Below are 12583 nucleotides of genomic sequence, written 5' to 3' on the forward strand. Positions count from 1 at the left end.
ATTTAAAAGAATAAAAAATATTAAACATGAAAATAAAATATGTAATTATATGTGCTATCGCCTTAGTTTTAATGGCTTGCGAAAATCAAGAAAATGAATTTGACGATTTTGGTTCAACTTCGGTATATTTTCCATTTCAAACACCTGTTAGAACTCTAATTCAGGGTAAGTATGATTTGGGTTTTAATGAGAATGATAATAACGGTCGATTCGAAATTGGTGTGACCATGACTGGAGTCTATGAAAATAATAAAGATAGAAAAGTATACTTTGAATTGGAACCAGAGTTGATTGACCCTGTTGAATTAGGAGTTGACTCAGTTAATGTGAAGGTATTACCTTCTTCGTATTACACTATTGAGCAGGAAAGCCCTGTAACAATACCAGCAGGTTCAATTAAAGGGCGTATTCCTGTGCAATTAACTGATGCGTTTTTTGAAGACCCTCTTTCTTTTGCAGAATATGGAGAAGTACATTACGTTATTCCATTAAGAATTACAGATTATGAAGAATTAGATTCGCTTTTAACAGGAGTGCCAGCTGAAGGTGTTACAAATCCTATTAAGATTAAAACAGAAGATTGGCAAATACAACCTAAAGACTATACGCTTTTTGGTATCAAGTATATGAATAAATATCAAGGTATCTATCTAAGACGTGGAGAAGATGAAGCTGTAGGGTCTAATGAATCAGTTACAGTTTACGAAAATGGAGATCCAACAGAAACAACAACAGAGGATATTGATGGTTCTACAGTTTATAGATCAGAATTTGTTGTAGATGATGAATTACTTCCATTATCAACTGCAGGAAGGAATAAAGTAACTGCTACTATTAATGTTAGAAGACCAGGCAGTGCAACTAATAATACATTGTCTTTACTTTTAACATTCAACGATAATGAAGAAATTACGGTTTCTAATGCAGATCCAAGTAGTACTGTTACCGTAACTGGATCAGGAAAATTTGTAGAAGATGGCGATGAATGGGGAGGAGAAAGTCGAGACGTAATCTACTTAGATTATCAATACCATGAACAAGAAGTTGAAGTTACTGAGAAACGTTTTTTTGGTTCATTAGTCTCAACAACAACATCAACAATTGATTTGTTACACACAGTTAAAGATACTTTAGTGATTAGAGACAGAGATGTTAAATTTGAAGAATTTGCTGTTGAATTGAAAACAGAATAATTAAATAATATATAAGTTTTTAAACTATATTAAAAATAGCGGGCTATATGTCCGCTATTTTTAATTATACAAATATAAATTTTAGTGTAAAATTGTTTTTTGTAAACAGGTTAATTTTATTCATCAAATGTTTGTTTTTTATAAAATTAACGTTTTGTAAAACCTTTGTTTTCAGGATAGAGCAGGATAGGGTTTCTTATGTTATACTTTATTTTTATGTAATAAAAGTAAAAGTTAGTTTAGAGTTATTTAGGTTAGTAAAAAAAATCTCCTTTATAAAGGAGATTTTTTTTGTGAAATTCAGGACAGTGCAGGATAATGTAAGTTAATAATTAATTTAACTTTATGGCTTAATATGACTTTAAGCTTTTTTGTGTTTAAGGCATAATAGTATTTAAAAATCTTCAACAATTAATTATTATTAAATGTATAAAATCAAGTTTTTATTCGGTCTCATACTATCAATTTTAAGTTTTAATATAACAATCTCTCAAAATAAATCTGATAGGCAGAACGAGTCGAAGCCAAATATCATTTTTATTTTAACAGATGATCAACGTTTTGACGCTATTGGTTATGCTGGAAATAAATTTGTTGAAACTCCAGAAATGGATAATTTAGCAAATTCTGGAACTTATTTCCATACAGCTATTGCAACTACCCCAATTTGTGCCGCTAGTAGAGCTACTCTTTGGACAGGTTTGTATGAACGCTCACATAATTACAATTTCCAAACAGGAAATATACGAGAGGAATATATGGCAAACTCCTACCCAACACTTTTAAGGAATAATGGATATTATACAGGTTTTTTTGGAAAGTATGGTGTACGTTATAATGGTCTAGAGAAACAATTTGATGAATACGAGTCTTATGACCGAAATAATCGTTATAAAGATAGAAGAGGTTATTATTACAAAACCATAGATAAAGATACAGTACATTTAACAAGATATACAGGCCAACAAGCATTAGATTTTATTGAAAAAAATGCAACCAATAAAAAGCCTTTTTGTTTATCGTTAAGCTTTAGTGCGCCTCATGCTCATGATGGTGCCCCAGAACAATATTTTTGGCAAAATACAACAGATAATTTGTTGGAAGATACAACCATTCCTGAACCAGAATTAGCAGATGAAAAGTATTTTTTAGCGCAACCAAAAATTGTTAGAGATGGTTTTAATAGATTACGTTGGACATGGCGGTATGATACCCCAGAAAAATATCAGCACAGTTTAAAAGGTTACTACCGAATGATTTCTGGAATAGATTTAGAAATTAAAAAGATTAGAAACAAGCTAAAAGAAAAAGGCGTAGATAAAAATACAGTTATAATTCTAATGGGAGATAACGGTTATTTTTTAGGAGAACGTCAACTTGCTGGCAAATGGCTAATGTATGATAATTCTATACGAGTTCCTTTAATTATTTATGATCCCAGAGCAAATAACCATCAAGATGTAAAAGATATGGTGCTAAATGTAGATATACCATCAACAATTGCAGATATTGCAGGAATTGAAGCACCAAAAACTTGGCAAGGTAAAAGCTTGTTGCCAATTGTAAATCAAGAAACTAATACTATTGGTAGAGATACTATTTTAATAGAGCATATTTGGGACTTTAGTGAAATACCACCAAGTGAAGGTGTACGTACTCAAGAATGGAAATACTTTAGATACGTTAATGATAAATCTATTGAAGAACTTTATAATTTAAAGAAAGATCCACTAGAAACTAAAAATTTAATAGGAAAGAAAAAATACCAAGAAGTAGCTAAAAAGTTAAGGGCAAAATTAGATGAATTAATTGCAAAAAATAGCGATAAATACAGAAAAGGACCAACAGATTTAACAGTAGAGTTAATTAGAGAGCCAGAAACCGAAGTTGAAATATTCGATTTAAAACCAGAGTTTGGTTGGACGGTACCTATTGAATCCAAATTTCAAAATGCTTATCAAATTTTGGTGGCTTCAAGTGAGTCTAAAATCAATGCTAATAATGGCGATGTTTGGGATAGTAATAGAGTAGCTTCTAGTCAGTCAACCAATGTAGAATATAAAGGAAAACCTCTTGAAATTGGAAAAACTTATTTCTGGAAAGTTAGAATTTGGGATCAAGAAAATAGATTAGTAGACTATTCTAAAGTTCAAAAATTCACAATCGGTAAAAGTGATAGCTATATCATTTCAACAGAAAATAAATTTCAAATTGATAGTATAAAGCCTGTGAATTTTGAAAAACGTGGTGATTTTTACTTTATAGATTTTGGAAAAGCAGCATTTGCTACCATGAATTTTACATATAAAGCAAAAACACCTCACACACTTACTGTGAGAGTAGGTGAAATGTTAGATGATAAAGGTAATGTAAATAGAACCCCTCCAACCAAGAGTAATATAAGATATCAAGAGCTTAAAGTTGATGTCAAACCTGGGCAAACAGAATATCAAATTAAAGTTCATACAGACGAGAGAAATACAAGACCAAATAAGGCTATTCCTCTACCAGAAGGCTTTCCCCCTTTAGTGCCATTTAGGTATGCCGAAATTGAAGGTTTTGAAGGAGAACTTGAAGCCAACAATTTTACACAGCTCGCATTTCATACCTATTGGGATGAAGAGGCAAGTAGCTTTAATAGTAATAATAATATCTTAAATCAAGTTTGGGATTTATGTAAATACTCTATAAAAGCTACAACATTTAACGGACTTTATGTAGATGGAGACAGAGAACGTATACCTTATGAGGCAGACGCTTACTTAAATCAATTAAGTCATTATACTACAGATAGGGAATATGCAATGGCAAGACGTACCATAGAATATTTCATGAAACACCCAACATGGCCTACAGAATGGCAGCAACATGTCCCTTTATTGATTTATGCAGATTATATGTATACTGGTAATACAGAATTAATAGAGCGTTATTATGAAGCACTAAAGCATAAATCACTTTATGAACTTTCAAACGAAGATGGTTTAATAACATCTACAAAAGTAGATGCAGCATTTATGAAAAAACTAGGTTTCCCCGAAGGCTATAAGAAACCATTAACAGATATAGTTGATTGGCCAGGAAAAAACTTTGCAGGAAGTAAAACCAAAGGTGAACGCGACGGATTTGTATTTAAGCCATACAGTACTGTAATTAATTCATTCTTTTACGAGAATATGAAAATTATGGCTGAGTTTTCTAAAATTTTAGGCAAAACAGAAGATGCTTTAGATTTTGAATACAGAGCAGCAAAAGCAAAAAAAGCGGTTAACGAACAAATGTTTGATAAAGAACGTGGTATTTACGTAGATGGTATAGGAACAGATCACGCATCTTTGCATGCTAATATGATGCCATTAGCATTTGGATTAGTACCAGAAGAGCATATTAGCTCTGTTGTAGAATATGTAAAATCTCGAGGTATGGCTTGTAGCGTTTATGGCGTCCAGTTTTTAATGGATGGATTATATAATGCTGGTGAAGCAGATTACGCTTTAGAGTTATTAACAAGTAAAGCCAAAAGAAGTTGGTATAACATGATTAGAGTAGGTTCTACAATAACTTTAGAGGCTTGGGATTACGAGTATAAAGTAAATTTAGACTGGAACCATGCTTGGGGAGCTGTTCCTGCTAATGTAATTCCTCGTGGATTATGGGGTATAAAGCCTAAAACACCGGGTTATGGCATTGCAACTATTAAGCCTCAAATGAGTAAGTTAAAAAGTAGTTCTATTGAAGTACCAACAGTAAAGGGAACCATAAAAGCAGAATACAAGTATAATGGAGCTAGATTGCAAACTTATACCATTGAAATACCTGGCAATATGGTAGCAGAGTTTTCTTTAAACGATTTAGAAGGAAAAGATCTAATTCACAATGGAGAAAAGGTGCCTTCGGCGTTTGAGTCAATAAGACTTTCTCCAGGAAAACATATTATACAACTTAAGATAAATTCATTTTAAAAATCTACTAAATACCCCATTTGAAGGTAATGAAGATACTGGTTTTGTCACTGCTGTCTATGGTTAGCTTAAACTCTTGTAAAGAGTATAAAGATGTAAAAATAGGTGGCGAATTAAAAAAGTGGCACAAGATAACTTTAAATTTTGAAGGACCAGAAACCAGTGAAACGGATGTCAATAATCCGTTTTTAGATTACCGCTTAGATGTTACATTTAAAAATAAAGACAAAACTTATATAATTCCAGGATTTTATGCTGCTGATGGTAATGCAGCAGAAACTAGTTGTACGTCTGGAAATATTTGGCAAGCAAGATTTACACCCGATGAAATAGGAGAGTGGACGTATTCGGTATCTTTTAAAACGGGGAAAAACATTGCAATAAGCGATGATGTTTCTCAAGCTTCTAGTGCTGGGTATATGGACGGACAGTCAGGAACATTTTTAATCTCGGCATCTGATAAAACTGGAATTGATAATAGAGCAAAAGGTAGACTACAGTATGTGGGTGAAAATTATTTAAAGTTTGCTCAAATAGGTAAATATTTTATAAAACTAGGAGTTGATGCGCCTGAGAATTTATTGGCATATACAGATTTTGATGAGTCAACAAATGCCTTGGGGTTTCAAAAATCATGGGAACCGCATGCTAAAGATTTTGATTCTAAAGCAGAATCCTTTTTATGGCAAAAATCAAAAGGTAAAAACCTTTTAGGTGCTATAAACTATTTAGCTAGTGAAGAGTTAAACGTATTTTCATTTTTAACATTTAATGTAGATGGCGATGATAGAAACGTTTTTCCTCATCTTTTAAAAGTGCCCATTAAAGAGTACGAAAATTACGCTAGCATTAAGAAGAATAAGGAAGCATGGGAAACCATGTTTTATAAAACCCGTTTTGATGTATCAAAATTAGACCAATGGGAACGCATTTTTGAATATGCAGAAACTAAAGGCATGTTTTTGCACTTTAAAACCCACGAAACCGAAACCGACCATCTAATGGATAATGGTGTTTTTGGTATAGAGAGCAAGCTTTATTACCGAGAACTTATTGCAAGATTTGGACATCATTTATCAATGAATTGGAATCTTGGAGAAGAAAATAATCAACCCATAAAAGAAGTTATTAAAGCTGCCGAATACTTATCTAAATTAGATGCGTATAATAGCCATTTGGTAGTTCATACATTCCCCAATAAAGATGATAGATATGCTGAATTGATTGGAGACCAATCACCTTTAACAGGAGCTTCGTTACAATTAAGTCACCCCGAGTTTATTGATGTACATCCTAGAGTTTTAAAATGGCGTGAGAAATCGAATGCTACTGGCAGAAAATGGGCTTTAGCTGTAGATGAACCTGGAAAAGCCAACATAGCCTTATTACCAGATGATGAAGATTCTGAACATAATTATGCTAGGGGTAGAGCCATGTGGGGAACACTTATGGCTGGAGGTTATGGTGTAGAGTGGTACTTTGGTTATGCCAGTCCTAATTCCGATTTAACTTGTCAAGATTTTAGAAGTCGAGATTTGTTTTGGGATCAAAATAGGTATGCATTAAAATTTTTTAATACCTACATTCCGTTTTGGGAGATGGAACCTAGTGATAATTTAGTAATTTCTAAAGATGTATCTTATTGTTTGGCGAAAAAAGGAGAGGTTTATGTTGTTTATACAGAATCTTGTACAGATAATATAACGCTAGATTTACGTAGTGTTGAAGGTGAATTTTTAATTAAATGGTACGACCCACGAAATGGAGGAACACTTAAAAAAGGCTCTTTAGTTAAGGTACAAGGATTAAAAAAAGTTAATCTAGGAAAACCTCCATTTAATTACAAAAATGATTGGGTTGTTTTAGTTCAAAAGAAATAGTTTTTCAAGGTTTATATATTATATAATTCTTAAATTACATCAATCACTAGCATTTAAATTAGTTAGTATATAGTGTTACTTTACATATAAGTATACTTACCATAACAGTACAGGACAGGTCTCAGCAATTCCTGTTTTATCTTTATCCTGCAAACGGAATATTAACCATGGTCAAGAATTTAAATAGTTTAGTTGTAGTAGTTACATGTTTTATTTTTTCGTGTTGTAACACACTAAACGCATCGTATTCCAAAGGTATCTATAAGGAAAATTCTGCAAATAATTGCAAAAAAGAAACTGTTTATATTGAAAAGAATGGTATAGTTAGAGTAGATCTTAAAAATTCAGGCGCTTCAAATAATGAGTGGTCTTCGCAAAATATTTTAGATGGGTATACAGGTTCCGATTATTTAATTTGGAGAGGAGCAGACAATTTTAATACCCCAGGAAATGGGCGTTTGGTTTATACAATAAAAATAAAACACTCAGGAACATATCAATTTGTTTGGAAATCTAGAATTGGAGAAGGTGATAGTAATACAGAACATAACGATTCATGGCTTAGAATTAGTGCAGACTCCTTTTATGGCGAAAAGTCAAGTACCGGTCAACGTGTTTATCCTAAAGGTTCTGGAAAAACCCGAACCCCGAAGGTGCCAGTAAAAACGGATGGTTGAAAATATATATGAATAAATTAGGAGAATGGACATGGAAATCTCACACTAATGATAAAGATCCTTATAACATTTTTGTAAACTTTGAAAAACCTGGTATTTATGATGTTGAAATTTCAGGTAGGTCAAAATCACATGCTATAGATCAGTTTGTTTTGTTTAGAACAGATAAAACATTAACACAAGCACAAAATGCAAAATTAAGTAAGATAACTTGTAAGTGAAGTTTAATAGATAATGAATTCAAATAGCGTTAATTGGGGAATTATTGGTTGTGGTGATGTTGCCGAAGTAAAAAGTGGACCAGCTTTTCAAAAAGCAAAAAGGTCTGCTTTGTTGTTTGTAATGCGTAGAAATGAAGAAAAATTAAAAGATTTTGCTAAAAGACATCATGTACCTAATTTTACAACTAATGCCTCAGAATTGATTAACGATAAAAGCGTTAATGCAATTTATATAGCAACACCGCCTTCTTCGCATTTACAATATGCCTTACAAGCTATTCAAGCAGGGAAAAATGTGTATTTAGAAAAACCTATGGTACTAAATACTAAAGAAGCTAATCAACTTTCAAAAGCTTTAAAAAATAGCACTTCTAAAGTTACAGTAGCTCATTATCGTAGGTGTTTACCATTGTTTGTTAAGGTTAAGCAGTTATTAGAATCTAATATATTAGGTAAGGTGTCTTCAGCCGAAATTAGCATTGCTCAATCAAAACGTACAAGCCTTATAGCTAAAACAGATGTGAATTGGAGAATTAATCCAAAAGTGTCTGGTGGAGGCTACTTTCATGATATAGCTCCACATCAATTAGATTTAATGTACTACTATTTTGGAGATATTGCTAAAATAAAAAGAGGTTTTATTAAAGCCAATGAGTTTACCAATGATGTTGTAAGAGGGGAGGTAATGTTTAAAAATAAAGTCCAATTTAAAGGAAGTTGGAATTTTGATGCGGTAAAAGATAATGATAGCTGCATTATTAAGGGAGACAACGGTTCAATTATATTTTCATTTTACGGTAATAAAATAACATTAAATGTTAATGAAAAATCAGAACAATATAGCTTTAAAAGCCCCATTCATGTACAACAGCCCATGATTGAGAAAACAGTAGGTTATTTTTTAGAAGAAAATCAAAACCCTTGCTCAGTTGAAGAAGCTACAGTAGTTACTCAAATTATGGATGAATTTTGCGGAATAGAATAGTTAAGGCATATGAAAACAGCATTTAAAATATTGAAAGAAATGTTAGTAGCAATGTTATTAATTGTAACCTCTGCATTTTCACAAAATCCCATTGTAGCTAATGTTGGATTAAATGATCCACACATTCATATTTTTAATGATACGGCTTACGTTTATGCATCACACGATAAGTCCATAAATAATGATAAATTTATTATGGAAAATTGGTGGGTTTGGTCATCACCAGATTTGGTTAATTGGACTAAACGAAGCGAGTTAAGTCCTAAAGATACCTATATAAGAAAAGATTATGTAAATTGTTGGGCCACAGATGTAGCATATAAAAACGGTAAATACTATTGGTATTTTTCAGAAGGAAACAAACAAACAGGCGTTGTGGTAGGAAACTCTCCTGTGGGGCCATGGAAAGATGTATTAGGGAAACCCTTGTTAAATTCATCTTTAACACCTACACACGAATACGATATAAGTATTTTTGAAGAAAATGGAGAGCATTTTATAATTTTTGGTGTTTGGGACTATTACATTGCTAAACTCCATGAGAATATGATAAGTTTAGCCGAAACACCAAAAAAAATTACTATAAACAATCCCAGAGGTCCTTATAATCTTGATGGTGAAAACAAAAAAATGCCAACAGACGATAAGCCTTTTGTACATAAATATAATGGAAAATATTATTTGTCTTGGGGATGTTTTTATGCAATGGCAGATAATCTTTATGGACCATATGAATACAAAGACACCATTATAAAAGAAGAAAGTTTTGCTAAAGGTTATGATGCCCCAACGTGGCCAAATGGCTTTTTACAAGGACGTCATGGGTCTTTTTTTACATGGCATAACCAATGGTACTATGCGTATTGCGATATTAGCCAAACTGGGAATCGATATTTTAGAGATAGCTTTATAAGTTATTTGCATTACAAGGATAATGGTGAAATGGCAACAATAAGAGTTGACAGCCTAGGAGTAGCAAACTATAATGCTAATTTTAGTATTGAAGCAGAAGAATATTTTAAGGCAGAAGGTGTAAGCAAAGTAGAAAATACTAAAGGAGGATTTTCCGTAGAGTTCCTGAAAAAAAACGGATATATTATTTTTCCAAATATTAAAAAATTAAATAATAAAACAACTATAGAGTTAGAAGTGTTGGTTAATAAAACTGCTAAAATTGAATTAAGAGAAGCTAATTCCAAAGGAAAGCTTCTAGCAACTTGTATTTTACCTAAAAACGATATTTATGCATTTCAAAAAAGACAATTCAATATAAAAAACATAGAAGGTGTTAAATCCATTTGTTTAGTATTTAAAACCAATGATAAAACACCTTTAAGGTTAAATAGATTTAAATTTAAAAGTTAAAATTCTACAAATATTTAAAAATCAATGAAGAAACTATTTTATTTAATACTAGTAGCGCTAGGTATATTATATAATGCCTGTGGAAATAAAAGTACAACATCAAAAGATTACAAAGACGCTTCTTTGTCAATAGACGAGCGTGTCGATGCTTTGTTACCTTTAATGTCTTTAGAAGAAAAGGTAGCGCAAATGCGAATTTTTCATGCCAATATAGGGGTTAAGCATGATAAGGACGGAAAATTACAACTTTCCGATAGGGTTATTAAAAAATTAAAATTAGGTATTGCTGGAATTAAAAACCCAGGCGAACATATTGATGCAGTAGCTGCAGCTAAACTTAATAATGAACTTCAAAAATATATTATAGAAAACAATCGTTGGGGAATTCCAGCCTTGTTTGTAACAGAATCTTACAATGGTGTAGATGCAGAAGGGTGTACTAAGTTTGGTCGCCCTATGACATCTGCAGCATCATTTAATCCAGACTTAGTGCGCAGGCAATGGGATGTAGTGGGTAAAGAAGCGCGTTTAAGAGGTATGCATATGTGCCACTCACCTGAAGCAGATATTGTTCGTGACCCACGTTTTGGTCGTATGAGTGAAGCTTTTGGAGAAGATACCTATTTAACAACACAAATGGTTAAAAACGCTATTATTGGAGTTCAAGGAAATTACGAAGGATTAGGAAATGGTACGCATATTGGTGCAGTAGCCAAACATTTTGCGGGGTACGGACAAGTTCTAGGAGGTTCTAACTTTGCGGCTATAGAAATTTCACCAAGAACTTTAATAGATGAAATTTATCCACCATTTGAAGCAGCTGTAAAAGAAGCAAAAACCTTAGGTATTATGGCATCACATGGCGATATTAACGGTATTGCAAGCCATGGAAATCCAGAATTATTAACAGGGGTTTTACGAGATCAATGGGGGTTTAAAGGTTATGTAGTTTCAGATTCTAACGATATTGCACGTTTACATTATTTTATGCATGTGGCCGAAACACCAGAAGATGCAGCACGCATGGGCTTAGAGGCAGGTATTGATATCGATTTATATGCCGAAGATTCTTATGCTTATCTTCCAGAAATGGTGAAGAAAAACCCAGAGTTAGAAAAGTTAATTGATAGATCTGTACGTCGTGTATTAAGAACAAAATTTATTTTAGGCCTTTTTGATAACCCATATATCGATATTGAAGAAGTAAAGAAAGGTGTTAGAGCCCAATCGTCTTTAGAGCTTGCTAAAGAATCAGATTTAGAATCTATCATTTTATTGAAAAATGAGGATAAGACTTTACCGCTTTCAAAAGACAAAACTTTAAAAGTAGCATTGTTAGGCCCACTATTAAAGGAGAATACAAAAGAGATGTTTGAGTCTGTTGCTGGTTCAAATGTGAAATTCATTGCTCAAAAAGGGTTTCAATTAACAAACCAAAAAGGAGGTGCTCCAGAACTTTTAGAAAGAGATCCAAAAGCTATAGCAAGTTTAGTTAACAAAGCAAGGTCTGCAGATGTATCAATATTATTTTTAGGTGGTGATGAGTACACTTCAAAAGAAGCGTATTTTAGTAACAGTACTTTAGGAGACCGTGCTACCATCGATCCTGTTGGTCCACAAGACGAATTGGTAGAAAAAATTAAAGCCTTAGGAAAACCAGTAATTGTGGTTTTAAAACATAGAAGAACGTTGTCAATTAACGTGATTGCAGAACAAGCCGATGCTATTTTAGATACTTGGGATTTAAGTGAGTTTGGAGATGAATCTACTGCTAGGATAATTTTTGGAGAAGTCTCACCATCAGGAAAATCACCAGTAACAATTCCAAGGTCTATAGGGCAAATTCCATTTCACTACAGTATGAAGGAGATTAACTATAAAAAAGAATATTTGTTTTTAGGCAAAGGCCCACTTTACCCATTCGGTCATGGTTTAAGTTATGTTGATTTTGAATATTCTGATATATCTATTTCTAACAAAGAATTAACCCCAAATACAGAACTCCAAGTTAGCGTAAAAGTAACCAACAAGGGCAATATGAAAGCTAAAGAAGTGGTGCAAATGTATATAAAAGATGAAATAGGTTCAGTTACACGACCTGATAAAGAGTTAAAGGGTTTTGAGAAAATAGAATTAAATCCAGGAGAAACTAAAACAGTATCATTTAAAATAACGCCTAAAATGCTAGAATTTACAGGACTTAAAATGGAGAAAGTCTTAGAAGCAGGAGACTACACAGTCATGGTAGGCACATCATCACAAGACTATTTAGAAACAAAATTTAAACTAAAAAAATAAGA

Annotated in this window: 8 protein-coding genes; all 8 read left to right on the plus strand. The window is 32.6% G+C overall.

Annotated elements, in window-relative coordinates:
• The first annotated feature begins 26 nt into the window (after positions 1–26).
• Complete coding sequence (locus BWZ22_RS10215) at positions 27–1193, plus strand: DUF5627 domain-containing protein (RefSeq protein ID WP_076699796.1); 1167 nt, start codon at positions 27–29, stop codon at positions 1191–1193.
• A 425-nt stretch (positions 1194–1618) separates the two neighbouring features.
• Positions 1619–5155, plus strand: a complete 3537-nt coding sequence (locus BWZ22_RS10220; protein WP_076699798.1) for a family 78 glycoside hydrolase catalytic domain — start codon at positions 1619–1621, stop codon at positions 5153–5155.
• A gap of 29 nt (positions 5156–5184) precedes the next feature.
• The gene (locus BWZ22_RS10225; RefSeq protein ID WP_076699799.1) at positions 5185–7035 is read left to right on the plus strand and encodes a DUF5060 domain-containing protein; all 1851 of its coding nucleotides are present in this window, start codon (positions 5185–5187) and stop codon (positions 7033–7035) included.
• A gap of 167 nt (positions 7036–7202) precedes the next feature.
• Positions 7203–7712 (plus strand): hypothetical protein, encoded by a 510-nt coding sequence (locus tag BWZ22_RS10230; RefSeq protein ID WP_076699801.1) that lies wholly within the window; start codon positions 7203–7205, stop codon positions 7710–7712.
• Between the two features lie 8 nt (positions 7713–7720).
• Entirely contained in the window at positions 7721–7933 is a 213-nt protein-coding gene (locus tag BWZ22_RS10235; RefSeq protein WP_076699802.1) for a hypothetical protein, read from the plus strand.
• Between the two features lie 13 nt (positions 7934–7946).
• Positions 7947–8918 (plus strand): Gfo/Idh/MocA family protein, encoded by a 972-nt coding sequence (locus BWZ22_RS10240; RefSeq protein ID WP_076699804.1) that lies wholly within the window; start codon positions 7947–7949, stop codon positions 8916–8918.
• 9 nt (positions 8919–8927) lie between these two features.
• The gene (locus BWZ22_RS10245; RefSeq protein WP_076699805.1) at positions 8928–10283 is read left to right on the plus strand and encodes a family 43 glycosylhydrolase; all 1356 of its coding nucleotides are present in this window, start codon (positions 8928–8930) and stop codon (positions 10281–10283) included.
• A 24-nt stretch (positions 10284–10307) separates the two neighbouring features.
• On the plus strand, positions 10308–12581 hold the full coding sequence (locus tag BWZ22_RS10250) for a glycoside hydrolase family 3 N-terminal domain-containing protein (RefSeq protein ID WP_076699806.1): 2274 nt from the start codon (positions 10308–10310) through the stop codon (positions 12579–12581).
• Positions 12582–12583: the final 2 nt, after the last annotated feature.

Source organism: Seonamhaeicola sp. S2-3, from assembly GCF_001971785.1.
In the GTDB taxonomy this organism is placed as follows: Bacteria; Bacteroidota; Bacteroidia; order Flavobacteriales; family Flavobacteriaceae; genus Seonamhaeicola.

Excerpts from the sequence above, each read along its gene's own strand:
- BWZ22_RS10215 (WP_076699796.1), top strand. The coding sequence starts at position 27 with ATGAAAATAAAATATGTAATTATATGTGCTATCGCCTTAGTTTTAATG.
- BWZ22_RS10220 (WP_076699798.1), top strand. The coding sequence starts at position 1,619 with ATGTATAAAATCAAGTTTTTATTCGGTCTCATACTATCAATTTTAAGT.
- BWZ22_RS10225 (WP_076699799.1), top strand. The coding sequence starts at position 5,185 with ATGAAGATACTGGTTTTGTCACTGCTGTCTATGGTTAGCTTAAACTCT.
- BWZ22_RS10230 (WP_076699801.1), top strand. The coding sequence starts at position 7,203 with ATGGTCAAGAATTTAAATAGTTTAGTTGTAGTAGTTACATGTTTTATT.
- BWZ22_RS10235 (WP_076699802.1), top strand. The coding sequence starts at position 7,721 with ATGAATAAATTAGGAGAATGGACATGGAAATCTCACACTAATGATAAA.
- BWZ22_RS10240 (WP_076699804.1), top strand. The coding sequence starts at position 7,947 with ATGAATTCAAATAGCGTTAATTGGGGAATTATTGGTTGTGGTGATGTT.
- BWZ22_RS10245 (WP_076699805.1), top strand. The coding sequence starts at position 8,928 with ATGAAAACAGCATTTAAAATATTGAAAGAAATGTTAGTAGCAATGTTA.
- BWZ22_RS10250 (WP_076699806.1), top strand. The coding sequence starts at position 10,308 with ATGAAGAAACTATTTTATTTAATACTAGTAGCGCTAGGTATATTATAT.